Genomic DNA, 24394 nt, shown 5'->3' with positions numbered 1-24394 from the left:
CTTAGTCACTCCTATTGTTTTGGTAGCAATGCTCTAAGATCTGCTTAGTTTGATATACGCGAAAATTGTGCCTGACATTCTTCTATAACTAAAATAAGTTGTACAGGAAGCATAGCTTGTCAACTTCGAACATACATGTAGTACATGTAGTTCGGGGAGGTAAGGGACATGGATTCAATATTGCTGCTTGGTGAAATATTGATGATTAATCTAGTGCTGAGCGGTGATAACGCTATGGTCATTGCTCTGGCCAGCAAGAACCTTCCGGAGAAGTACCGGAAGAGAGCGGTGTGGTGGGGAGCTGCAGGAGCTGTAGTTTTACGATGTTTGCTTACTTTTGCTGCGGTATTGCTGCTCAAAATTCCTTACATAGAGGCTTGTGGTGGGCTGCTACTGCTGTGGATTTCGTTCAGATTGCTGCTTGAAGACGAAGAAGAGCTCAGGGTTGAAGAGGGCTCTACCCTTTGGAAGTCGATCCGTACGATTCTTGTGGCCGATTTTATTATGAGTCTGGACAATGTGCTGGCTATTGCAGGATTAGCTAAGGGAGATCTGGCCTTGATTGTGGTCGGGATCGCACTTAGCATCCCAATTGTGGTATGGGGAAGTGGCATCATTGTAGGTTGGCTGCATCGTTTTCCGCTTCTAGTCTATATCGGAGCCTACATTCTGGCTTACACAGCCGGTGATATGCTGCTTCAGGATGGCAAATTTGGGGGCATGCTGTCCGTTCTATTTCCTTCGTCCCATTCCATGCTGCCTGTTGCACTAGGAGTAATTGTAGTTATAACTGGTGCCACGAAACGCTTCGGTAGAACTGCAGGTTAATGATACGGAATAAATAAACGGACACTCCTCAGGGAGTGTCCGTTTATTGTTATGTGTGGCAGCATATCTTTCTGGAACTACCTATGAGGAGAATGATGGTGTTTTCTTTACTTTTCATATAAAATATAAACTGAATCCTGTTGAAAAGACATGAATCTTGAAGGGATGGGTGAGAGATGTCTTCCAAAAATGACATTAAACTGGGTGTGCTCATTGCCGCCGCCGGCATCGTGATTTTATTTGGCAAGCTTGGAGTGTTCGGATTCTTAGGGCGTGCTCTCTGGCCACTCGTGATTCTACTCCCTGGCTTGCTCCTGCATGTGTTATTTTTTAGCCGTCGTGCTTCGGCAACAGTGCTGATCCCGGCTGGAATTTTAACTGTATACGGCGTTTTGTTCGGTCTTTGCAATATGTGGGGCTGGGGATTGATGAAGCATTTGTGGCCATTGCTGCTGTTAGGCATAGCTGTTGGCTTGTATGAATATTCACTTTACGCATCAAGACGGATAAGCGGTTTATCTGTATCTGCATTTATATTGGGCTTGTTAAGCTTGGTGTTGTTCGTATTCAGTCTGCTAGGCACTGGAGCGTTATATGTGTTAGGTGCCGTTTTGATTGCTGCGGGCATTTGGCTGATTACCGGACGGGGAAAATCAAGGGGCCGGAACAAGTGGAACAAAGGCTGGTAAAATTAATCGGAGTTGGAAAGAGCTTTTTTCATAAAAAGACTTGCTTTTCATAGTGCTTTCACTATAATATTAAGGATATGTTGAAGCGTCGGCTTTCTGCCTGGCGCTTCTTTTGTGAGACTGCCGAGACATGCTATAAATTTAAACATTTTTAATTTGATAAATGAGAGGATTTGGATACAAATCATGCATTCAAGAAAAGATATTCGCAACATTGCGATCATTGCTCACGTTGACCACGGCAAAACGACACTAGTCGATCAGCTTCTGCAGCAGTCGGGAATTTTTAGTGCGCACGAGCACTTGCAGGAACGCGCCATGGATTCTAACGATCTGGAGCGGGAACGCGGAATTACCATCCTAGCTAAAAATACAGCCATTACCTATAAAGAGTTCCTAATTAACATTGTGGATACTCCAGGCCATGCCGATTTTGGTGGCGAAGTTGAACGGATTATGAAGATGGTTGACGGCGTGTTGTTGGTCGTTGATGCTTATGAAGGTTGCATGCCGCAAACGAAGTTCGTTCTGCGCAAAGCACTGGAGCAGCACCTGATACCTATCGTTGTCGTGAACAAGATTGACCGTGATGCTGCCCGTCCGAAGGAAGTCATCGATGAGGTTCTGGATCTGTTCATCGAACTGGAAGCGAGTGACGACCAGTTAGAATTCCCGATTGTATATGCATCTGCAATCAATGGCACATCAAGCCTGGATCCTGAGAAACAGGATGAAACGATGCTTGCCCTTTATGAAACGATTGTTGAGCATATTCCAGCTCCAACCGAAAGTGTAGAAGACCCACTTCAGTTCCTTGTAACGTTAATGGATTACAACGATTACTTGGGTCGTATTGCGATAGGACGTGTTAACCGCGGTGTTATCAAACAAGGCCAATCCGTAACCGTAATTATGCGTGATGGTACGAGCAAGACCGCACGTATTGAGAAATTGTTCGGATTCCAAGGTTTGAAACGTATAGAAACAGAACAAGCTGGCGCAGGCGATATCGTTGCTATCGCAGGTATCAAGGACATCAACATTGGTGAGACCATTGCTGACCCTGGGCATCCTGAAGCACTTCCTGTTCTGAAGATTGACGAGCCAACGATGCAAATGACGTTCCTTGTGAATAACAGTCCTTTTGCTGGTAGGGAAGGTAAATGGGTAACTTCCCGTAAACTTCGTGAGCGTCTCTTTAAAGAACTTGAGACGGATGTGAGTTTGCGTGTGGACGAAACTGATAGTCCTGATTCATTTATCGTTTCTGGACGCGGTGAGCTTCACCTTGGTATTCTGATCGAGAATATGCGTCGTGAAGGTTATGAAATGCAAGTTTCTAAACCACAAGTAATCATCAAAAATATCGACGGCGTCAAAATGGAGCCGCTTGAGCGTCTAATGATTGATATTCCAGAAGAAAGCATGGGCGCTGTTATGGAAAGTCTGGGTAGCCGTAAAGCCGATATGGTCAACATGATTAACAACGGTACGGGTCAAGCACGTCTGGAGTTCCTGATTCCTGCACGTGGTTTGATTGGTTACAACACTTACTTCTTGACTTTGACACGCGGTTACGGCGTTATGAACCATGCTTTTGACAGCTACGCTCCAATGGTTGCTGGTCAAATTGGCGGACGTCGTCAAGGTGTACTTGTAGCAAGTGAGACTGGATCAACAACTCAATATGGAATAGTGGGTGTTGAGGATCGTGGTATTCTCTTCATGGATGCAGGTGCAGAAATTTATGAAGGTATGATCGTAGGCGAGCATACCCGTGATAACGATATTATCGTTAACATCTGTAGAGAAAAACAACTTACCAACATGCGTACCTCAGGTAAGGATGATACTGTAAAAATGAAGACACCACGTACCTTCTCTTTGGAAGGTGCACTTGAATATTTGAATGATGATGAATATTGTGAAATCACACCTAAATCCATTCGTTTGCGCAAAAAGATTTTGAACAAGAGCGAACGCGAACGTGTACAGAAGCAGTCTAAAGGGGCGAAAGCCGGTTTGTAAGCTAAATTAGCTACTCTAAAGAGCCGCCGGATATTAAAATCCGACGGCTCTTTTATATTTTGAATTTTAACTTTTTTACGCTCGTTTTGCGGATTTAAGCTACGGCTGATGTTATAATGTAAGCGTATCTTAAACTTGGGAGGAGTGACTGAGCTATGCAGATTTGGTTCGCAGCGCATTCTGTTATCGCCTATATAGTTATTTTTATATTGCTTACTTATGTTTATAATCAGGTATTCCGTGTTAACCAAAAGCTGCCCATCGGCAAAGAAATTGTCCTCTATATTATGATGGCGCTGGGATCTGGCATGCTCCTCATTTTCCAGCACGACAAGCTGCCCATTATCCAGTGTTTGCTGGTTGCAGTTGGTTTAATGCTGCTTGTACGGGTGCGCTATTTCATGGAAGCCCGTCAGAGAAGAAAAGCTGCAGCTGCAGCAAAAAGGCCTTAATTCGCAACTTTTGTACTCTTAAGCTCGTCTATTTAAGGTATAGATGATTTAGAATCTAATTCCAATTGAAATGAAAAGGACTTTATTCCATTATGAATACACGCAACAGCAGTTTACCGCCAAGATCGAATGGACAACAAGCAAACCCTAGAAAGCAGCCTATTAATCGAGGGAGCAAGTCAAAGGCTAAGAGAAAGAAGCGGGGATTCTTCGCCAGATTGGGAAGGACATTATTGTTGCTGATAATTGTAGTGATCCTTGCAGCGCTGTGTTATGGAGGTTATCTCTATTGGAAACTCAATCATGGGTTATTTGATACCGGCATCTCTGAACCTGTCGCAGCTGGACAGTCGGCCTCCGTGAAGCCATTGACGATACTGCTGCTCGGAACTGACAATCGGCCCAAGCATGCATCCCAATTAACGGATGTAATTATGGTAGCTACGCTCAATCCAGAGACTAAATCAGCAACCATTGTATCACTTCCTCGGGACACCTACGTTGAGCTGAGTGGTTATAAGAAGACCAAGATCAACGAGTTCTATTCGCGCTTCAAGAGCAAGGAGAAAACCTCGGGTATTTTGGCTGTGGATGAAATGAAGACCATGATGGGTAAGTATTTGGACATTAAGGTTGATTATGTAACCATACTTGATTTTCAAGGTTTTCGTGACGTTGTTGATGAACTGGGCGATGTCAGTGTTAACATAAGTGAAGATATGTGTTATACGGATAGTGTAGATGGTACCAATATCAATCTGAAAAAGGGTCCTGCTGAGCTGGATGGTGATAACGCGCTTGATTACGTTCGTTACCGTAAATCTAATTGTAATCCCAAGACGAAGGCCTCTGATGATTTTGATCGAAACAAACGCCAGAATGAAGTGTTGAACTCGTTAATCGATGGGATGCAGTCTGTTCGTGGTGTGATGAAAATTGGTAGCGTTCTTGACGCAGTGGATGATAATATGAAGACGGATATCGAAAATGCACAGCTTAAGGACATGATCGCCACCTACTGGAAGATTTCCAAGGACAATGTGGAGTTTAAACCAGTGACAGGAACATGGCGCAGTCCTTATGTATACATTAACGAAGAAGAGCTTGAGGCGGCGAAGAAAAGCCTTCAAGACAGAATAGCAGGCCTTACTTCTCCTGCCGTATCGAACTCGTCAGAGAGCCCCTGAAACAAAGTGCGCTTGCCTATAAAATTGAATGCAAGTTTCAACCTGTGCTATAATATAATAAATTGAATGCACTCATGCCGCATAGGGGGCCTGTACTTATGTCCGAAGCCGTTGCTCAGCTCAATGAAACCTTGCTATCGATGTTGCAGTCGGAAACCTTTGTTCTTTTAAACACCGTTGATGCGGAAACAGGCGGTCCTACATCCACAGCAATTTCTTGGATTTATGCAGTGAGTCCTTCTATCGTACGTCTGACGGTCGACCATCGTTCCAGACTTGTGAACAACATGAAGGTTAATCCTCAGGTTACCATCACTGTGTTTGGTGAAGGTACTGTCCATGCAATTAACGGTCGTGCTGCCGTAAGACAGGATCCATTGTTAGATGTTCCCTTTAAAATGTGCTGTTTTGATATTGAAATTGAAGCGGTGCGCAACGCGCTTTTTTACGGCGCGCAGCTGGAGTCCGCCCCACGATATGCGAAAGTGTACGACCAACGTGCAGCTGAGAAGCTGGACGGACAAGTATTTGCTGCAATGAAAAAAGCCTAGTGAGGATATCACTGGGCTTTTTTTTACCTAATCCTATGCTACTGTGCGTTTCCTTGCGGTTTGGTATCCTCCGGTAGTTGAGGAATGATCCGGCCAATGATATCAGCCATTTCTGCGGCAAAGCCTGATACAGGCTGTCCCTTGGAAATATGGCGGCTCATCTCCGCTAGTCTGCTGGAGAGGTCCATATCGGCGGTTACGAGTGCTCTTACGCTTCTCGGGTCCTTGCGGATTGCCTCTGCTACTGTATATTTGATGCTTCCGACACGCGATCGGCTAAGTGCACCATCTACATCAATGCCGACAACGGCAACCTTATTCATCACGACACAGTGTGCTCCGTTAACACCGGGGACTCTTTTAGCTAGCCGCTCCAAATGATCTTTAAGTGCAACTTCGCTTTTGTTCTTAACGTCTGAAGATTGTCCGGCAGTTGAGGTGGCTTGTGGGATTGTTGCTCCGTCGTTGGATAACTTTCGCACTTCGTGATTTCCCTTATTGCTTGCAGCTTTTGCAGATTGTTTATCCTGAGGAGAGGGTGATGTCTCTTTTTTAGCGATACCGCAGCTTGTTAGCAGCAGCAGTACCAGCAACAGACACATTGATTTTCTCATATGTGCGTACTCCTTTCTGCCAAAGATCAGTTCTGTAGTATATCTTTACCCGTGGCGGATAGAGTTATGTATGATCAATCAAACCAGGCGCTGTGGAGGGGATAACTTGACAAAGATATTTGTACTAGACACCAACGTGCTGTTACACGATCCCAATTCGATTTTTTCCTTCAAGGAGCATGAAGTTGTCATTCCGGCCGTAGTGCTGGAAGAAATCGACTCCAAGAAACGCAATGCCGATGAAATCGGCCGCAACGCCCGTACTGTGTCCCGCTTGTTAGACGGACTTCGGGAGAAAGGCCACCTGCATAGCGGTGTGGAACTGGAGCATGGAGGCAAGCTAAAGGTTGAGCTCAACCATCGCAGCTTCCAAAAAGTACAGGAGATGTTCGGCGAGGTGTCCAATGACAACCGGATTTTAGCCGTAGCGCTCAATTATTTGAATGAAGAGAATGAGAAGGATGATCCACGTCCAGTGGTGCTGGTTAGCAAAGATGTGCTTGTCCGTGTCAAGGCAGATGTGCTGGGTATTACACCAGAGGACTATTTGTCTGATCGGACGGGCGATCTGAACGAGCTGTATAGCGGCTATCAGTCCCTGCTGGTTCATCCTTCGTTAATAGATGAATATTACAGTCATCGCTCCTTATCCGTTAAGCAGTTGTCTTTATCGTATCCGTTGTATCCGCATGAGTTTGTGATACTCAAGGATGAGATCGGTACGGGCAAGTCGGCTCTGCTCAAAGTGAACAGTGATGCATCCCGTCTGGAGCCGCTCTATTTCGGAAATGATGCAGTGTGGGGGATCAGTGCTCGCAATGCTCAGCAGCGAATGGCGTTGGAGTTGCTTCTGAATGACGATATTCCATTAGTGACCATTACAGGTAAGGCAGGTACAGGCAAAACCTTGCTGGCACTTGCTGCAGGACTCTTAAAGGTTGAAGATGAACATAAATACAAAAAGCTTCTCATCGCCCGCCCAGTTGTGCCAATGGGCAAGGATATTGGTTATTTACCTGGTGAGAAAGACGAGAAACTGCGTCCATGGATGCAGCCTATCTATGATAATCTGGAGTTTCTGTTCGATACCAAGAAATCCGGTGATATTGATAAAATATTAATGGGCATGGGCAGTATTCAGGTAGAAGCGTTGACCTATATTCGTGGACGTTCGATACCGGCGCAGTTCATTATCATTGATGAGGCACAGAATCTCTCTCGTCATGAGGTGAAGACGATCGTCTCCAGAGCGGGGGAAGGAAGCAAGGTTATCCTCGTAGGTGATCCTGAGCAGATCGACCATCCTTACCTGGATGCTGCGAGCAATGGGCTTAGCTACATCGTAGAGAAGTTCAAACAACAGGGGGTTAGCGGACATATCACCCTTGAAAAAGGCGAACGTTCCCATCTGGCCCAGCTGGCAGCAGATCTGTTGTAAACTTTCTAATTATTTAGCTATATAAGTTGAACTTAGGATTTTCTTGATTCGGCTTTAATCGTAACTGCGGTGAATGTTTGGACTTCCGGCCGCTGTTGTCTCCCGATTTCTTGATTTATTCCGCTTTAGCGGATGAAATCCGGAGACAAAGGCGGTCGCTATCGCTCCTACAGTTCCAAAATTCCCCTCCGTTACTTTTGCCTTTTGCTAAGTTTTCTAGTTCAACTTATATAATCAATTATTTGATTTATCAGTAAAGCCGGGAGCTTCGCTCTCCCGGCTTTTGCTTGTGCCGCCCCAAGTGAAAGCTGCGTGGTTTAAAAAATTTGGGATGATCATGTCATGAAAAGAAAGTTTGGAACTGGAGAAGCGTTAGCGCTCGCCTTTATCCTCAGATTTCAACCGTAGAAGGCGGTTATTTAAATCAGGAAATCAGAGGATAACAGCGATCGGAAGTCCAAAGCTTTCTTGTAATGACAATATAGATCATCCTGATTATTTATCCTGCAACGGTCACGCTATATAATAGAAAGAGAACGTTTTCAAAGATGCAGACAATGTGTACGGGGTCTGGTAAAATAGGAGGAACGATCCTATGCGGAAGGAGAAAAAACGTGCTGAGACGCAAAAACTATTGGCTTTTGTTTGCAATTTTACTGCTGTCGCTGACAAGTCTGTCGCCCAGCATGGAACTGAATACCAGTGACGGACCGCATCTGGTGAGTAAACCGCAAAGTCAGTCAACGAACCCCTCTACCGGAGAAGAAGGGGTTGTAGACAGTTTAAGAATTACAGTATCCCTTAGTTCAGAAGAATTCCGCGAGCTGGAGTTGATTAGCAGTCGTTACACCTTATCCACTGGCGTAAAGGTGGAGCTAAACAATGTGGACAGAGAGAGTGCAGACAAGACGCTCATACAGGATTTGACGATCGGAGATAGTCCTGATGTGGTCATGACGGATGGTCGGAATATCCTAGACTTGGCAACACAGGGATATCTATTGCCGGTTGATGTATATCAGAGCGTTCCGGGCAGTGCACCTTTAACTATGCTAATCCCGCTGATGCAATGGAATGGTTATAACTGGGGAGTTCCGCTGGATATCGATCCGTACGTCCTAGTCTATTCTCCGAAGCATCTTGCAGCTCTGGGCCTATCCGCCTTGCCGAGAAGCTTGGATGAATGGAAGATGCTGCTTCAGAATCTGCTTAAGGGTTCTGGAAAACATCTGTTGGCTATGGATACCCGCAATGCTTATGGTTTTTCTGCTGTGTTGGAAAGTATGGGCAGTAGTCTGTTATCCGGTAATCTGGAAACATTGGAATGGCTTCAACATGCACGCGGTTATTTTTACCTGACAAGCCGCTATAATCGGGATATCTGGGATATGCTCAAGGATGGGTCTATTGCGATTGCGACCCTGCCGCTCTCAGAGTGGAGAAAGTATGGCGATTCATCTCTAATTGCCGAAGCACCTTTGATGGCTAGCAAAGCTACAGGACTTGAGGCTTTATACAGCCGCTCCTTTGCACTTCCGGCTCAGTCGCGAAATCCGGAAGAAGCGGTGAATTGGCTTGCTTTTGTCACTTCCAAATCGGCACAATTGGAATGGTTGGAGAACACGGGTGGGCTGCCGGCTCTTGATGAGCTGTATCGTTCAGGGTTGCCTGTCGGCTATAAGCTTCCGTTTGCGACAGATATATTGCTGACAGACGAAACAGCCCCAGAGCAGGAGCTACAGGGCGGCTGGAGTAAGATTTCTGAGGCTGTATCGTTATTGCTTACAGGGAAACTTGACGCTGCTGGTTATAAAGCGCTTCTGGGACAAAGCTCAAAATGAGATGGAGAGCTGCACATGGAGAATGCCGTCTTTAGTGTCTACCTTATCAGCATGCAGAAACGATATAATTTTCTCTGGATAAAAACCTAGGTCAAAATCCTCATCCAGTGATTTACGTGTACTTTCAGGTAGCTTAAGACCATTAAATTCGATATTATCCACATTGAATATCAGACCGTTGACGGGTTTTTTCTGAATTGTATAATGTCCAGTCAGTTTAAGGGATAATCCTCCACGCTTACCAAAGGCCGTGACTAAACCCTCATTGAATTGAAAAGAAAAATCAGTAAACAGCTTGTTCTGTGATTGTAAAAACTCATTTAAATCCTCGTCCTTCAGGTTCAGATTATAAGTCATACCCTTACGCGTAAGAACACCTTCACGGCTTTGGATGAATTGTGGCAGATTGTTCATAGCTGCGGATAGGGCCTTGAAATAGGTGTTTACTTCATGAATACCGATATTCTCCCAATATAATGTGAATTCTTGCAACAGTGCGTTCATCTTTTCTGGATCACTGCTGTCTCTTACCCCGCTATCTATTTTTTTGTTGAGCTCCGCTACACGTACCTTCTGTTCCTCCAGAGATCTTTTTAGCTCGGCTAATTTATTGGAGCTGCGCTGATTGGCTGTAAGGGTTGCTTTGAGGTCCTTATACTGATCTTCATACTCTTTGAGAATGTCATGTTCTCGTCCAATAATAGTCTCATAATAATCGTACAGAACCAGTACTTTGCTGATACTCTTGGCAGACAGGAAAGCGACCAATAAGCCGTCTCTATCCCCCATATAATAAGAACGTACGATAGCTCCAGCGCGTTCCTGTTTGTCCACAATCGCAAGTTTCTTCTCCTCAGCTTGTTTACTTAGTTGGCTTACCTTTGCACCCAGTACTTCTTGTTCTGCCGTAATCCTAATGATTTCCTGTTCGATTTCGGCTGCGGACAGGCTTTGCTCCAGTAGTGCACGAGTTTCTTCATTATCCGGTATAGAAGGAGGTGAGACTACAGCCCCGCTAGGATCGGCAGACAGAGTGGCTTGTGAAGCAGTCGGAAGCATCGTACAACAGACTAAAATAAGTATGGTTGCAATCAGACGACTTGAGAAACTACGGGAAAGCACCACACCACCACCTTTTATGAAATGAATTATGCATATATAAATAATATGTTTAGTCCTGCTAAAATAGCATACCCTGTTTCAAGATAAAAGGACTACAAAAAAAAGCATACAAAAAAACGGAGATGCCCCTTACAAGGAAGGAACAACTCCGTTTTACAAGATAACGGCCATTACAGCGGTAAACCCATCTGAAAGATCGTCCAGTAGCTGAAGCCAGTGAAGGTCAGAATCATGTATGCCCAAAAGAGTAGAATGTAGATTTTTTCTGTGAATTTAAGATAACCGAGAATTACAAAAAACGCAGTCTGTAAAAAGAAGATCAGGGCCATTTCGGTCAGACCACCAGCAAAAGCCATTAAGCCGATAACCAGTGTAAAAAAACCTAAAACCCGAAACATGCGGTCCAAGAGTGATTCCCCCTTCCAGTATGTAACTCACACATAAGTCTTTAAATAATTATACTCGCTGTATAAATCGTTGTAAACGAATTCATTGAAAAAAAGTGCAGAATCCCAATTAATTGTGATTTATATGGTTGACATCGTTAAACATCCTTCGAAAAAGATAAATTATAGCATCAGGAGTATGATGTGTACGTAAAATGGCAATACAATTTAGTATCAAATAGATTCTATGAACTCTATTAGAGGCATAGAAATGGAGTAAGCAGCTTTTATCCCTATTCACTACCCGGCGGAGCTGCCGGTTATGAAGATGGTTATTTCAAGATGTTGTTAGGAGGTTTGGTTGGATGACAGCCGTTAGACAGGATGCTTGGAGTGCAGAAGATGATCTAATATTGGCAGAAGTGACTCTACGTCATATTCGGGAAGGCAGTACACAACTTGCTGCTTTTGAAGAAGTTGGGGAAAAAATCGGCAGGACCTCTGCTGCCTGTGGATTTCGCTGGAACAGCTGTGTTCGAAAAAGCTATGATGATGCAATCGGATTAGCAAAGGGTCAACGCCAGAAAAGAAGTTATTTGAAAAAGCAGCCGAACGTAAGAGGAGCACAGGTAGCCGGTTTAATTCTAGGGAATACCGATGAGGAATTCGGAAGAGGCGAAGGCTTAAGCGAGAATACATTATCCATTGATGCCGTGATTCGCTTTCTGAGACAATGGAAAGGAACTTTTCATGAGGCAGGACGTCAGTTGAAAATGCTGGAAAGAGATTTGCGTGAGAAAGAAGTTGAATTAATCGAGCTCAGGACAGAAAATGAGCGTTTGTCCAAAGAAATCAATCTGGCTCAGACCGACTACAGAGTTGTTAATGATGATTACAAAGCGTTAATTCAGATTATGGACCGCGCTCGAAGGTTGGCATTTCTTAATGAAGAAGAGGATGAAATGAAGACTCGTTTCAAAATGGACGCCAATGGAAATCTGGAACGGATAGAATGAAGTTTTTATTCTCCTGTGAGCCCCGCAAGCTGCACGCTATTTGTGCCGCATCGGCGGGGCTTTTACTTTTGCTTTTGTCTAGATTAAAAGGATATACTTAGAAAAAATTGTTAGTGACAGCAGGAGGAAGGCATGAAAATCGATATAATCGGTGCCGGTTCACTGGGCCTGCTTCTGGCAGGCAAGCTTATTCACGCTGGTAATGAAGTAAGATTGTGGTGCCGGAGTGTAGAGCAGTGCAGGGAATTGTCAAACAGTGGATTATCCGTAAGCTTTGAAGACGACCAGGCAGAAATAGAGATATCGGGAGACCAATTTGTATCGGCACCAGTACGTGAATTCCCAGCTACTTATCTTCGAGAACCTAGTGAATGGATCGTTATCACGGTGAAACAGGATATCCTTCATCATGTTTTGCCGGAATTTCTGTCACCTCTTAGACAACAGCAAACCTATATCGTTTGTTTTCAAAACGGGTTGGGTCACATGGAAATGCTCCAGGAGCTTTTACCGTATGCTGATTTGTACGCGGTCGTAACCACCGAGGCCGCCAAGAGGAAAACATTAACAAAGGTTATTCATGCTGGAAAAGGGGAATCATGGTTAGGAAAGTGGCCTGTAGAAAAGCAAATGGTGGGGGAACATCATAAGGAGCAAGATGAGATACAGGCAATAAGTTTACTTGGAGCACTTTCATTAGCAGGATTCACCGCCCTTTTGTCGAAAGAAGTGGATACCATGATTTACCGGAAGCTCTTAATCAATGCTGTCATTAATCCGCTTACCGCCATTTGGCGCATTCCAAATGGTGGATTACTGGTTTCTGAGCAACGTATGCAGTTAATGAGAGAACTGTATGCTGAAGCTATTTCCGTCTATGAAGCCTGTGGCATAGTACATGAGGATAATGCATGGGATAACATTCTTGCAGTATGCCAGAGTACAGCAGGCAACACTTCATCCATGCTTGCTGATGTTCTTGCATCGAGGGCAACGGAAATCCGCTGGATTAATGGCAGTCTTGTAGAGATGGCAGAACGGTCCGGCATGGCAGTTCCATTACATCGCTGGATTTGTCAGCTAATTGAGGGCATGAGCGCGGAAGAGAGGTGAAGCTATTGGATTTATTACGGAATTCGTTCATTACTTTAAGCGTTATTCCGGTTGTTCCTTTTTTAATTGTTTATTATATAGGCATTGGTTTAAAGCGAGAGAAGAAAAAGACATTTTTATTAGCCATGGATGTGACTACCCTATTTTTATTGTTGTCGGTATCGGCCTTATTTAATAATCTATTTCAATCAGGTTTTGGGTTCTATCTTATACTACTTATTGTATTAATATCCGCTGGACTCATCGGAGGAGCGCAGAATCGCTTGAAAGGAAAAGTGGACGGAAAGCGCCTGCTTCGGGCGGTTTGGAGACTTAGCTTCTTATTTATGAGCATCGGGTACCTGTTATTTATGGTCGTCGGCCTTGTTAAGTACATATCACAAGCAATGTAATGTTTCAATGCTCCGGTGAAGCGTCAATGTCACAAAATATTAAATTTTTTTAAAAAATGTGTTTTCAGAAAACATTACTCTAGATTTTTTTGACCACTGGTTGTATAATCATAAACCATATACCACATTCTATTTAGGGGGAACTGCTAGATGAAGAAAAGTAAGAGTTTATTGCTCATGTTTGCACTGGTTCTTGTTATCAGCACAGTGCTTGCAGGCTGCGGCGGAAACAACACAAACAATGGCAGCAATGCTAACACGGGTAACACAGCTAACACCGGAAACACTGCAGACACAGGCAACACAGCTACCGATGAAAAATTGGCTGCTGACCAAACGCTTAAAATTAACCTGAGTGCAGAACCACCAACATTTGACCCTGCTCAGGCTCAAGACAGCCAAGCTAACACTGTCCTGAAAACAATGTATGAAGGTTTGACCCGCATGAATGATGAAACTGGCAAAGCTGAGCCGGGTATTGCCGAAAGCTGGGAAATTTCCGCTGACGGTCTGGTATATACATTTAAACTTCGCGATGCATTGTGGAGTAATGGTGATCCAGTAGAAGCAGCAGATTTTGTTCGTGCATGGAAACGCGTGCTCGATCCTTCAACTGACCCTACCGCACCATATGCATACCAATTGTACTATTTGAAGAATGGTGAAGAATATTACACTAAGAAAGTTACGGATTTCGCTCAAGTAGGCGTAAAAGCAGTTGATGCAAAAACGCTTGAAGTTACACTTAAAGCACCAACGCCTTACTTCCTTGGGTTGCTTTCCTTCTATACCTACTACCCTGTGCATAAATCCGTTGAGGGTAATGCTAAATGGGCAACCAGCAAAGATACTATGATTGTTAACGGTCCGTTCACGTTGACTGATTGGGTAACTGGTCAATCCTTGCAAGTAACTAAGAATGATAAATATTGGGATAAAGATTCAATTAAGCTTGGCAAAATCGACTTCTCCCTTGTAAACAGTGGCGCAACTGAGCTGTTGAGTTACAAGAACGGTGAATTGGATCGCGCTGGCGGACCTACCGGTGAAATTCCTACCGAACAGATTCCAATCGTTCAAAAAGAGCTTCCAAACGAATTCAACAGAAAAGGTATTGCAAGTGTATACTACTATGAATTCAACATTACTGAAAAACCTTTCACAAATGCTAAAATACGTAAAGCTCTTGCAATGTCCATCGATCGTCAAGTGTTGATCGATAACGTTACACTGGGTGGACAACTTCCAGCATTCGGCTTTGTACCTCCGGGTATCGCAGGCGCTGAAGGCGAATACCGTACTGCAGTTAAAGACAGCTACTTCACTGAAGATCTTGAACAAGCAAAAACTTTGCTCGCTGAAGGTCTGAAAGAAGAAGGTTTAACTAAACTGCCTACAGTCGAATTGACTTACAACACAAGTGAAGGCCACAAGAAGATTGCTCTGGCAATTGCTGATATGTGGAAACAGGCTCTTGGAGTTGATGTCAAAACCGTTAACCAAGAATGGGCTGTATTTATCGAGAACCGTCAACACCTGAACTACCAAGTAGCACGTGCAGGTTGGGTTGCTGATTATAACGATCCAATGACGTTCCTTGATATGTGGGTAACAGGCGGCGGTAACAATGATACTGGTTACGCTAATCCTGAATATGATAAACTGATCAACGACGCAAAGGCAAGCTCCGATCTGGCAAAACGCCAAGAGGATTTTGCAGCTGCTGAAAAAATGCTGATTGAGGATGATATGGTTCTGATTCCTCTTTACTACTACACTAACAACTCCCTGACTAAAGAGTACCTTAAAGGTGTAACTCTTGACTTCAGCGGTGGTATTGACTTGACTCGTGGATACCTGCTGGAGCACTAAGATAAACTTCAGGAGCAAACCTTAATAGTTAGTTGACTGAAGTTAGCACTATACTTCGGGATATATATGTGGAATTCCATATATATCCCTTTTTTTTTGTGTTTCCGGATAAATTCTATCTTTTGTGATAAATGACAAATCAAGGGAATAGACAAAGCTCCGTTTTTCTCATAAAATCAAAGGTATGCCATAAAAAAATGTCGAAGGAGGTGTTGATGAGGATGGTTCGTTATGTTGCCAATAAGTTTTTCTATATGCTGGTATCGCTATTTGTGCTGATTTCGGCTACTTTTTTTCTGATGAAGGCCATTCCGGGAGATCCGTTTACTTCTGAAAAGAAAGTTCCTCCAGAAATTAAAGCTCGCCTATATGAGCAATATGGATTGGACAAGCCGCTCTATCATCAATATTTTAAGTATTTGGGTGATATTGCTCAAGGGGATTTGGGAGTATCAATGAAACGACTGAATCAGGATGTAACGCATTTGATAGGACAAACCTTTTCAGCGTCTTTGAAGCTTGGAGTTGTCGCAATTATTGTGTCGGTTATTGTCGGAGTTATTCTCGGTATGCTGGCAGCACTTTACCACCGGAAATTTATTGATAGCGCTGCAATGGTGATAGCAGTACTAGGGATTGCGGTTCCGAGTTTTGTCGTCGCGTCCATACTGCAGTATGTATTTGCTTACAAGCTGCATTTGGTACCTGTATCAGGCTTTAAGGGTCCGTTATATTATTTTCTGCCTGTAGCAGCTTTATCAGCCCAGCCTATTGCTTTTATAGCCCGGTTGACCCGTTCCAGCATGTTGGAAGTACTGCATGCGGATTACATCAAGACGGCTAAAGCAAAGGGACTAAGCTGGTTCGCTATTTTGAGTCGTCATGTTCTTCGCAACGGAATTTTACCCGTTGTTACTTATATGGGACCAATGACAGCTAACATCGTAACCGGCTCTGTTGTCATAGAACAGATTTTTGGTATCGGCGGTATCGGCAAGCAGTTCGTCGAAGCGATAGGTGTTCGCGATTACACTGTTATTATGGGCATCACTATTTTTTATGGGGTACTGCTTATGTTAGCCCGTTTTATTACGGATATTGCTTATGTATTTATAGATCCACGCATCAAATTATCTGGAGGAAAGGAGGGCTAAACATTGGCATCAGATCATAATATGAACTTAAAACCTGAGGATTTCCTCAAAATTGGTGTAGATGAGAAGGAAGCAGAGGTCATTCAGCGGGAAAGTCTTTCCGCCTGGCAGGATTCTTGGCAGCGTCTGCGTCAGAATAAAATGGCGATGACCGCGCTCGTTATTCTTGGACTGATTGTTCTTGCTGCACTTATCGGTCCGCTATTCTCGAAATTCAACTATTATTCCAATGACTTGCTCCATACCAACAAGCCCCCTTCCTCCGATCACTGGTTTGGTACGGATGACTTGGGCCGGGATATTTTCGTGCGTACCTGGTACGGAGCGCGGATCTCATTACTGGTCGGTTTGGCTGCAGCAGCAATCGATTTGCTGATTGGTGTTATTTATGGCGGCATTATGGGCTATTTTGGTGGTCGTGTGGATAACATCATGAACAAAGTCTCGGAAATTCTTTACTCCATTCCCTATCTGCTTGTGGTAATTTTGTTGCTGGTAGTTCTTGAACCAAGTTTAGGAACAATTATACTGGCTCTGACCATTACGGGATGGATCACAATGGCTTGGATTGTACGCGGTGAAATTATGCAGCTTAAGAATCGTGAGTTTGTTCTGGCTTCCCGATCGATGGGTGCAGGTTCAGCCCGACTTTTGTTCCGTCATTTGCTCCCGAATGCCGTTGGTCCAATTATTGTGACGATAACATTGTCCGTTCCTAATGCAATTTTTGCTGAAGCATTCTTAAGCTTCTTGGGACTTGGTGTGCAGGCTCCTATCGCCTCTCTCGGTTCCATGATTAATGATTCACTCACTGGTTGGCTTTACTACCCGTGGCGGTTTCTATTTCCTGCGGTTCTGATAAGTTTAACTATGCTTTCCTTTAATATTTTCGGTGATGGTCTTCGTGACGCACTCGATCCTAAACTGAAGAAATAGGAGGTGAACATTGATGGAACCCATTTTACAAGTTAAGGATTTGCATGTTTCTTTTTTCGTAAAAGGCGGAGAGGTGCAAGCTGTCCGTGGTATGAATTTTGAAATAGGCAAAGGTGAAACGGTTGCCATCGTCGGCGAGTCCGGCAGCGGCAAAAGTGTAACCGCACAATCTATTATGCGGCTGATCCCTTCACCTCCTTCTAAAGTGAAACAAGGAGAAATTATTTTTCAAGGACAGAATCTGCTCGACATCAGTATGAAACAAATGGAATCTATTCGCGGCAAGGATATTGGCATGATCTTTCAAGACCCGATGACTTCTTTGAACCCAACCATCAGAGTGGGCAAACAGATAACCGAAGTTTTGATCAAACATCAGAAAATGTCAGCGGCCGAAGCGAAAAAGCAAGGTATCGAGATGCTGAATCTAGTAGGCATCAAAAATGCGGAGGCTCGCTTTAACCAATATCCTCACGAATTCTCCGGTGGTATGCGCCAGCGTGTAATGATTGCCATTGCACTTGCTTGCCGCCCGGCTCTGCTCATTGCGGACGAGCCGACAACGGCGCTTGACGTAACCATTCAAGCGCAAATTATGGACGTGATGAAAGAGATGCAGCAAAGATTGGGTACCTCCATCATTTTGATTACACATGATCTCGGTGTAGTAGCTGGCATGTGTGACCGGGTGATCGTGATGTATGCAGGAGAAGTGGTCGAAACAGGTACAAGCTGGGAAGTCTTCAAAAACCCGCAGCATCCGTATACCAAAGGCCTGCTGCGTTCGATGCCCCGTCTGGACCAAAAAAAGGGAGAGCCGCTTGTTCCTATCATCGGCACTCCCCCGGATCTAATCAAACCGCCGCTTGGCTGTCCGTTCACTGCACGCTGCAGCGAAGCCATGCAAGTCTGTGAACATATTGAACCCGGCGCTACAGAGTTCAGCGATACGCATATGGCCCGCTGCTGGAATCTGCATTCGATGGCCAAGGAGGTGCAGTACTCTTGAGTAAGAACTTGATCGAAGTTGAAGGTCTTAAGAAATATTTTAATGTAGGTAAAGGTAGAGTACTTAAAGCTGTAGATAATATTAACTTCACCATTCGTGAAGGCGAAACATTAGGTATGGTAGGCGAGTCAGGCTGTGGTAAGACTACTGCAGGACGTACAGTCCTTCGCTTGTATGAGCCAACTGCTGGAAGCGTGAAATATAATGGTGTCGATATATTCAAATTACCTACGGGTAAAATGAAAGCTATGCGCCGTGACATGCAAATGATCTTCCAGGATCCTTATGCTTCACTAAACCCACGCTTTACAGTGCAAGATATCATCGGTGAAGCGCTGGACATTCACGGTATGGCTGGAAGCCGTGCGGAACGTAAGAAACGGATTGAGGAACTGCTTGATATGGTTGGACTTAACCACGATCACGCTACTCGCTATCCGCATGAGTTCTCCGGTGGACAACGCCAGCGTATCGGGATTGCCCGCTCACTTGCAGTAAATCCTAAGTTTATCGTTTGTGATGAGCCGATTTCGGCGCTAGATGTGTCCATTCAGGCGCAGGTAGTTAACTTGCTGAAGGAACTGCAGGATCGTCTAGGGTTGACTTATCTTTTTATCGCACATGATTTATCAATGGTTAAGCATATCAGTGATCGCGTAGCGGTTATGTATTTGGGTAAAATGGTTGAACTGGCTGAGAGTGAAGAGCTTTATGCCAATCCTCTCCACCCGTACACCAAGTCGCTGCTATCTGCCATTCCGATTCCTGATCCGGAAGTAGAAGTTAACAAAAAGCGAATTATTTTGCATGATGAGCTTGGCACACCGATTTATTCACAGAACGAAGAGACGGATCAAGCAGAAACACAGCTGATCGAGGTTTCCAAAGGACACTTTGTAGCGAAGGCTTTTGCTTAATTTAAGGATGATGAATAACCGCCGGAGTTTCTCCGGCGGTTTTCGTTTTTTCTTGCAATTATAAGCTGTGGAGTTCTTATTCTTTGACGCCGCCCTCTACTTTGGATACAATCATAAGGAGTTTAAGGAGTTGGAGTTACATACAGTTGGAATAGTAGAACAGGAGGCAAAGGCGATGAATGTTGTACCGGAACCGCTCCCGGGCGGATCTGCGCTCGCACGCGACTATATAAACAATTACGAAAAGGTAGGACATTTGTACGGTGGGGACTTCCGTAATGTGGAGAGCAGAGAGAAACGGGCAGAGTGGCTTGATAATAATGAGGGCTTCCGAGCTGATCGGGCACAGGTTACGGATTACTTACGGACCTATAACCAAAAACACAATTCTCATGACGCGGTTGTGGCTTCGCTTAGACTGCTTGCGCAGCCAGGCACACTTGTGATTACCGGTGGCCAGCAAAGTGGCCTGTTCACAGGCCCACTGCTGGTTGTATATAAGGCAATGACAACGATCCTGGCAGCAAAGGAAGCAGGAGAACGTCTTGGACGTCCTGTGGTGCCGCTCTTTTGGATCGCTGGAGAAGACCATGACTGGGATGAGGTTAATCATACGTATGTATTGAACCGGACTCAGGAGATATCGAGAATTAAGATTGAGAAATCAGCGGAGGTTCGAGCTTCAGTTAGCGATCTGAAGATCGAGGCTGAAAGTTGGTTGCAGTCTGTGGAACAGCTGGACGGCTTGCTGCAGGAGAGTGAATTCAAGCCGCAGATTATGGAATTTGTGCGGGAATCCTCGCTTAATGCCAGCAATATGACGGACGCTTTTGCCAAGTTAATGGGTTCATTATTTGGTAAATTCGGTCTGATTTTGCTTGATTCTGCTGATCCTTCTCTGCGCAGACTGGAACAGCCCATGTTCTCCTCGCTGATTCTGCAGAATGATGAACTGGAGGCAGCTTACCTGAGTGCAGCTTCAGACATCACAGCAAGTGGCTATGAGCTACAGGCGGATGTGACCCCAGGCAACGCTAACCTCTTTTATATTCATGAGGGTGCGCGGATTTTGCTCCATAAAAAGGACGATCTCTTTACGGACCGTAAAGGTGTAGTTTCTTTTTCCCGCGAGGAATTACTGGACATCCTGAACAACCACCCGGAACGCTTTAGCAATAATGTACTAACGCGTCCATTGATGCAGGATTATGTGCTGCCAGTTCTGGCAACCGTACTCGGTCAAGGCGAGCTGTCGTATTGGGCGATCCCTCGGCAAGCGTTCGAGACCATCGGCGGACAGATGCCGCTTATTATACCGCGTATGTCTTTTACGCTGGTGGAGGGCACACTGCACAAGCATATGGACAAGTACCAGCTAACCTTTGAGGATGTTCATCAGGGCTTGCACGATAAAAGACAGCAGTGGCTTGCCGCTCAGGACGAGCTGGAGCTGGGTCGCCGGTTTGAGGAAACCAAGGCAACCTTCTTGGCGATGTATGAGCCACTGATTGAGCAGCTTGGGTCCATTCAGTCCGGATTGCTTAAATTAGGGAATAACAACAAAGATAAGATTATCGATCAGATCTCTTTTCTGGAAGGAAAAGCTCAAGATGCCATGGAGAAGCAGAACGAAGCTGCGCTTCGCCAATGGGAACGGATTGAGCAATCGCTAATGCCACTGGGTAAATTGCAGGAAAGAGTTTACAATATTATGTATTATATGAATCGTTACGGTACGGCTTGGCTGGACGAGCTTATGACAATTCCCGCAGATTATAGCGGAACGCACCGTATGATCTATATGTAACTTCTAACTAAGCGTATGCTTACGAAGTAAGTTTTGCACGAAGTAATTCAATGGAGTAGACGCTCACAAAACTTTTTAGGAGGATTAATTATGAGTTCTTTGTCTAAGCAAAACAGCATTGTTGCTGATATGTCACTCGCTTCCGAGGGGCATTTAAAGATCGACTGGGTTCGCCAGCATATGCCAGTCCTGAATCGTATTCGGGAGCAGTTCGAAGTAGAACAGCCATTCAAAGGCCTTAAGGTATCCATTACACTTCACCTGGAAGCGAAAACGGCTTATTTGGCGAAGGTGGTCAAAGCTGGTGGTGCCGAAGTAACAATTACGGGCTCCAACCCGTTATCTACACAGGATGATGTGTGTGCGGCGCTGGTAGAGGATGGGATTACGGTTTTTGCCAAATACAATCCTTCTCCCGAAGAGTTCAAAGCTCTTAACATCAGAGCGCTTGAATCCAAACCGGATCTGATTATTGATGATGGTGGAGATTTTGCAACCTTATTGCATTCGGAGCGTCCTGATCTGATGGTGAATATTCGCGGTGGTGCAGAGGAAACGACAACGGGTATTATCCGGCTTAAAGCACTTCAGAAGCAGGGAATGCTGAAGTTCCCGATGGTAGCCGTTAATGATGCATACTGCAAATATTTGTTCGATAACCGTTATGGTACAGGCCAATCCGCATGGGATGGAATCGTGCGTACAACGAATCTTATCGTAGCAGGCAAAACAGTAGTTGTCGTAGGTTACGGTTGGTGCGGCAAAGGGGTAGCCATGCGGGCCAAGGGTCTTGGTGCAAAGGTTATTGTTACTGAAGTAGACGCAATCAAAGCGGTCGAAGCTCATATGGATGGTTTTCATGTGATGCCGATCCTAGAGGCGGCGAAGCTTGGTGACTTCTTCGTTACAGTAACGGGCAATCGTTATGTAATCCGCGGTGAGCACTACGATGTGATGAAGGACGGAGCGATCCTCTGCAACGCCGGACATTTTGATGTAGAGGTGAACAAGCCGGAGCTATCTGAAAGATCGGTATCTCAGCGTACGGTTCGTAAAAATATCGAGGAGTACCAGCTACGGGATGGACGTAAGCTTTACCTCCTAGCCGAAGGCCGACTCGTGAATTTGGGTGCAGCCGACGGACATCCGGCGGAAATTATGGATACTACCTTTGCGTTGCAGGCGTTGTCGCTTAAATATGTGAATGATAACTATAAGAGCATTGGCGTTAAAGTTGAGAATGTTCCTTATGATCTGGATGAGCAGATAGCGCGCTACAAGCTGGAAAGTCTGGGCGTTGGCATCGACAGCCTGACTCCTGCACAGGTTGAATATCTGGACAGCTGGAATTTGAACGACTGATTAATATATGGTGTGACAAATGGGCCATGCAGCCGGACACAAGTCCGCTGACATGGCTTTTTCTTGTGGACTAGAAGAAATTGTGTGGAGAGATCAGGGAACAATTACAAATCCTGTTTAGAATAAATTACCATGCCCTAGAAAAAAGGTTTTTGATTTTTAATGGCGAATCTATTATGCTTAAGTGGTGAAAAGTGGGGCAAAGTGGGTAATAGGGGATTGGGAGTGGGGAAAACATGTTCATGGGTGAGTACCAACATAGCATTGACGACAAAGGCCGAATCATTATTCCGGCCAAATTTCGTGAATTGCTCGGAACCTCCTTTGTTGCGACCCGCGGCCTGGACTCCTGCCTATTTGTTTATCCCATGGATGAATGGGAAATCATGGAGCAGAAGCTCAAGAAACTTTCGTTAATGAAATCGGATGCTAGGGCATTCAGCCGCTTTTTTTTCTCAGGAGCGACGGAATGTATGTGGGACAAGCAGGGAAGGGTAAATCTGCCGGGTAATTTACGGCAGTATGCTAAGCTGGATAAGGACTGTATTATTCTAGGCGTTTCGAACCGGGTGGAGATCTGGAACAAGGAGCTATGGGAGCAGTACTTCGAACAGTCAGAGGAATCGTTCAACGAAATCGCCGAGAAATTGGTCGATTTTAATTTTGATTTATAACAAATACACATATCGAATTACTGCCCTGGAGGGATGAAGTTGTTTCACCACATCACGGTACTTAAGGAAGAAGCGACAGAAGGGCTGAACATCAAGAAAGACGGAATATATGTGGACTGCACGCTCGGAGGAGCAGGGCACAGTTCGCTTATTGCCTCAAAGCTCAGCGGCGAAGGTCGACTGATCTGTCTCGATCAAGATGAATGGGCTTTGGATAATGCAAGAGTTAGGCTGGCCGAGTATGGCGATAAGGTGGTCTTGATTAAGACCAACTTCCGAGATCTTGAAAGTGTGCTTAAGGAGTTGCCTTTTGTTCCTCAAGTGGAAGGCATTCCCCAAGTAGACGGAATCCTCTACGATCTTGGCGTATCGTCACCTCAGTTCGACGAAGGAGAAAGAGGCTTTAGCTACAATCATGATGCTCCGCTGGATATGCGGATGGACCAGTCAGCGTCATTGACTGCAGCGGATATCATTAATACCTGGTCTGAGAGGGAAATTGCCCGTGTGCTTTTCCAATATGGAGAAGAGAAGTTCTCACGGCGGATCGCCAAGAAAATTGTGGATCGAAGAGCCGAACAGCCTGTCAAGGGGACAGGTGAATTGGCTGAGCTTATCAAGGAAGGCATCCCGGCAGCTGCACGAAGAACGGGAGGACATCCCGCCAAACGCAGCTTTCAGGCTTTGCGAATTGCTGTTAATGATGAGCTGGGAGCTTTTGAAGAAGGATTGCATGAAGCTGTACGCTGTCTGGGGCCCGGTGGAAGAGTATCAGTGATTACATTTCATTCGCTGGAAGATCGGATTTGCAAGCAGATTCTAAGTAGCTATTTAAGCCGCTGTACTTGTCCGACTGACTTTCCATTTTGCGTATGTGGTGCTATAGGAACGCTTAAGTTGATTAACCGCAAACCGTTTATGCCTTCTGAGGAAGAGTTGGAACTTAACCCACGTGCCCGTTCAGCTAAGCTGCGCATTGCAGAGAAATTGTAAATGAGGATAAAGG

23 protein-coding genes are annotated in these 24394 nt (G+C 44.9%); 20 read left to right on the top strand and 3 right to left on the bottom strand.

The window, feature by feature from the left end; all coding sequences use genetic code 11:
• The first annotated feature begins 168 nt into the window (after window positions 1-168).
• From GJB61_RS22080 to GJB61_RS22055, 6 genes are all read left to right on the top strand, one after another.
• Window positions 169-828 carry a TerC family protein gene (locus tag GJB61_RS22080; RefSeq protein WP_154121197.1) on the top strand — a complete coding sequence of 220 codons (660 nt, stop codon included), beginning with the start codon at window positions 169-171 and terminating at the stop codon, window positions 826-828.
• A 176-nt stretch (window positions 829-1004) separates the two neighbouring features.
• Entirely contained in the window at window positions 1005-1517 is a 513-nt protein-coding gene (locus GJB61_RS22075) for a hypothetical protein (RefSeq protein ID WP_154121196.1), read from the top strand.
• Between the two features lie 186 nt (window positions 1518-1703).
• A complete protein-coding gene (typA, locus tag GJB61_RS22070; RefSeq protein ID WP_154121195.1) occupies window positions 1704-3545 on the top strand; it encodes a translational GTPase TypA in 1842 nt (613 codons plus the stop codon).
• 155 nt (window positions 3546-3700) lie between these two features.
• Window positions 3701-3997 carry a YlaH-like family protein gene (locus GJB61_RS22065; RefSeq protein ID WP_154121194.1) on the top strand — a complete coding sequence of 99 codons (297 nt, stop codon included), beginning with the start codon at window positions 3701-3703 and terminating at the stop codon, window positions 3995-3997.
• A 92-nt stretch (window positions 3998-4089) separates the two neighbouring features.
• Window positions 4090-5184, top strand: coding sequence for an LCP family protein (locus GJB61_RS22060; protein WP_154121193.1), 1095 nt, complete (start codon window positions 4090-4092; stop codon window positions 5182-5184).
• A gap of 98 nt (window positions 5185-5282) precedes the next feature.
• A complete protein-coding gene (locus tag GJB61_RS22055; protein ID WP_154121192.1) occupies window positions 5283-5735 on the top strand; it encodes a pyridoxamine 5'-phosphate oxidase family protein in 453 nt (150 codons plus the stop codon).
• A 38-nt stretch (window positions 5736-5773) separates the two neighbouring features.
• Here GJB61_RS22055 and GJB61_RS22050 read toward each other — a convergent pair whose 3' ends face one another.
• Window positions 5774-6349, bottom strand: a complete 576-nt coding sequence (locus GJB61_RS22050) for a YhcN/YlaJ family sporulation lipoprotein (RefSeq protein WP_154121191.1) — start codon at window positions 6347-6349, stop codon at window positions 5774-5776.
• A 106-nt stretch (window positions 6350-6455) separates the two neighbouring features.
• Between GJB61_RS22050 and GJB61_RS22045 the strand changes: the two genes are divergently transcribed.
• Window positions 6456-7787 (top strand): PhoH family protein, encoded by a 1332-nt coding sequence (locus GJB61_RS22045; protein WP_154121190.1) that lies wholly within the window; start codon window positions 6456-6458, stop codon window positions 7785-7787.
• 614 nt (window positions 7788-8401) lie between these two features.
• Window positions 8402-9628 (top strand): extracellular solute-binding protein, encoded by a 1227-nt coding sequence (locus tag GJB61_RS22040; protein WP_195724429.1) that lies wholly within the window; start codon window positions 8402-8404, stop codon window positions 9626-9628.
• Here the strand turns inward: GJB61_RS22040 and GJB61_RS22035 are convergent.
• The gene (locus GJB61_RS22035) at window positions 9620-10750 is read right to left on the bottom strand and encodes a coiled-coil domain-containing protein (RefSeq protein WP_338116022.1); all 1131 of its coding nucleotides are present in this window, start codon (window positions 10748-10750) and stop codon (window positions 9620-9622) included. The two genes, GJB61_RS22040 and GJB61_RS22035, sit on opposite strands and share 9 nt — an antisense overlap.
• A 170-nt stretch (window positions 10751-10920) precedes the next feature.
• A complete protein-coding gene (locus GJB61_RS22030; RefSeq protein ID WP_154121188.1) occupies window positions 10921-11157 on the bottom strand; it encodes a DUF2626 family protein in 237 nt (78 codons plus the stop codon).
• Between the two features lie 344 nt (window positions 11158-11501).
• On the opposite strand from GJB61_RS22030, the gene GJB61_RS22025 reads away from it, so the two are divergent.
• The 12 genes from GJB61_RS22025 to rsmH all read left to right on the top strand — a co-directional run bounded on the left by GJB61_RS22025 (window position 11502) and on the right by rsmH (window position 24381).
• Window positions 11502-12152, top strand: a complete 651-nt coding sequence (locus GJB61_RS22025; RefSeq protein WP_154121187.1) for an RsfA family transcriptional regulator — start codon at window positions 11502-11504, stop codon at window positions 12150-12152.
• A gap of 132 nt (window positions 12153-12284) precedes the next feature.
• Entirely contained in the window at window positions 12285-13265 is a 981-nt protein-coding gene (locus GJB61_RS22020; RefSeq protein WP_154121186.1) for a ketopantoate reductase family protein, read from the top strand.
• A 5-nt stretch (window positions 13266-13270) separates the two neighbouring features.
• Entirely contained in the window at window positions 13271-13657 is a 387-nt protein-coding gene (locus GJB61_RS22015; protein WP_154121185.1) for a DUF3397 domain-containing protein, read from the top strand.
• Window positions 13658-13807: 150 nt separating this feature from the next.
• Window positions 13808-15529, top strand: a complete 1722-nt coding sequence (locus tag GJB61_RS22010; protein WP_154121184.1) for a peptide ABC transporter substrate-binding protein — start codon at window positions 13808-13810, stop codon at window positions 15527-15529.
• Window positions 15530-15750: 221 nt separating this feature from the next.
• The gene (locus tag GJB61_RS22005) at window positions 15751-16683 is read left to right on the top strand and encodes an ABC transporter permease (RefSeq protein WP_154121346.1); all 933 of its coding nucleotides are present in this window, start codon (window positions 15751-15753) and stop codon (window positions 16681-16683) included.
• A gap of 21 nt (window positions 16684-16704) precedes the next feature.
• A complete protein-coding gene (locus GJB61_RS22000) occupies window positions 16705-17619 on the top strand; it encodes an ABC transporter permease (RefSeq protein ID WP_154121345.1) in 915 nt (304 codons plus the stop codon).
• Between the two features lie 13 nt (window positions 17620-17632).
• The gene (locus tag GJB61_RS21995) at window positions 17633-18628 is read left to right on the top strand and encodes an ABC transporter ATP-binding protein (RefSeq protein ID WP_154121183.1); all 996 of its coding nucleotides are present in this window, start codon (window positions 17633-17635) and stop codon (window positions 18626-18628) included.
• On the top strand, window positions 18625-19545 hold the full coding sequence (locus tag GJB61_RS21990; RefSeq protein ID WP_195724428.1) for an ABC transporter ATP-binding protein: 921 nt from the start codon (window positions 18625-18627) through the stop codon (window positions 19543-19545). The genes GJB61_RS21995 and GJB61_RS21990 overlap by 4 nt, the downstream gene beginning before the upstream one ends.
• Before the next feature lie 175 nt (window positions 19546-19720).
• Window positions 19721-21352: a bacillithiol biosynthesis cysteine-adding enzyme BshC gene (gene bshC, locus GJB61_RS21985; RefSeq protein ID WP_154121344.1), complete on the top strand. Its 1632-nt coding sequence runs from the start codon at window positions 19721-19723 to the stop codon at window positions 21350-21352.
• Between the two features lie 90 nt (window positions 21353-21442).
• Window positions 21443-22714, top strand: coding sequence for an adenosylhomocysteinase (locus GJB61_RS21980; protein WP_154121181.1), 1272 nt, complete (start codon window positions 21443-21445; stop codon window positions 22712-22714).
• 236 nt (window positions 22715-22950) lie between these two features.
• A complete protein-coding gene (mraZ, locus tag GJB61_RS21975) occupies window positions 22951-23388 on the top strand; it encodes a division/cell wall cluster transcriptional repressor MraZ (protein WP_154121180.1) in 438 nt (145 codons plus the stop codon).
• Window positions 23389-23427: 39 nt separating this feature from the next.
• Window positions 23428-24381: a 16S rRNA (cytosine(1402)-N(4))-methyltransferase RsmH gene (gene rsmH, locus GJB61_RS21970; RefSeq protein ID WP_154121179.1), complete on the top strand. Its 954-nt coding sequence runs from the start codon at window positions 23428-23430 to the stop codon at window positions 24379-24381.
• Window positions 24382-24394 lie beyond the last annotated feature (13 nt).

Origin of the sequence: Paenibacillus monticola (genome assembly GCF_009664975.1) — a bacterium.
In the GTDB taxonomy this organism is placed as follows: domain Bacteria; phylum Bacillota; class Bacilli; order Paenibacillales; family Paenibacillaceae; genus Paenibacillus_AQ; species Paenibacillus_AQ monticola.
Note: the sequence above shows the minus strand (reverse complement) of the source record. Positions and strands in the feature narration are given on the sequence as shown.

Coding starts and splice junctions, on each gene's coding strand:
- GJB61_RS22080 (WP_154121197.1), top strand. CDS start 169: ATGGATTCAATATTGCTGCTTGGTGAAATATTGATGATTAATCTAGTG.
- GJB61_RS22075 (WP_154121196.1), top strand. CDS start 1,005: ATGTCTTCCAAAAATGACATTAAACTGGGTGTGCTCATTGCCGCCGCC.
- typA (WP_154121195.1), top strand. CDS start 1,704: ATGCATTCAAGAAAAGATATTCGCAACATTGCGATCATTGCTCACGTT.
- GJB61_RS22065 (WP_154121194.1), top strand. CDS start 3,701: ATGCAGATTTGGTTCGCAGCGCATTCTGTTATCGCCTATATAGTTATT.
- GJB61_RS22060 (WP_154121193.1), top strand. CDS start 4,090: ATGAATACACGCAACAGCAGTTTACCGCCAAGATCGAATGGACAACAA.
- GJB61_RS22055 (WP_154121192.1), top strand. CDS start 5,283: ATGTCCGAAGCCGTTGCTCAGCTCAATGAAACCTTGCTATCGATGTTG.
- GJB61_RS22050 (WP_154121191.1), bottom strand. CDS start 6,349: ATGAGAAAATCAATGTGTCTGTTGCTGGTACTGCTGCTGCTAACAAGC.
- GJB61_RS22025 (WP_154121187.1), top strand. CDS start 11,502: ATGACAGCCGTTAGACAGGATGCTTGGAGTGCAGAAGATGATCTAATA.
- GJB61_RS22020 (WP_154121186.1), top strand. CDS start 12,285: ATGAAAATCGATATAATCGGTGCCGGTTCACTGGGCCTGCTTCTGGCA.
- GJB61_RS22010 (WP_154121184.1), top strand. CDS start 13,808: ATGAAGAAAAGTAAGAGTTTATTGCTCATGTTTGCACTGGTTCTTGTT.
- GJB61_RS22005 (WP_154121346.1), top strand. CDS start 15,751: ATGGTTCGTTATGTTGCCAATAAGTTTTTCTATATGCTGGTATCGCTA.
- GJB61_RS22000 (WP_154121345.1), top strand. CDS start 16,705: ATGAACTTAAAACCTGAGGATTTCCTCAAAATTGGTGTAGATGAGAAG.
- GJB61_RS21995 (WP_154121183.1), top strand. CDS start 17,633: ATGGAACCCATTTTACAAGTTAAGGATTTGCATGTTTCTTTTTTCGTA.
- bshC (WP_154121344.1), top strand. CDS start 19,721: ATGAATGTTGTACCGGAACCGCTCCCGGGCGGATCTGCGCTCGCACGC.
- GJB61_RS21980 (WP_154121181.1), top strand. CDS start 21,443: ATGAGTTCTTTGTCTAAGCAAAACAGCATTGTTGCTGATATGTCACTC.
- mraZ (WP_154121180.1), top strand. CDS start 22,951: ATGTTCATGGGTGAGTACCAACATAGCATTGACGACAAAGGCCGAATC.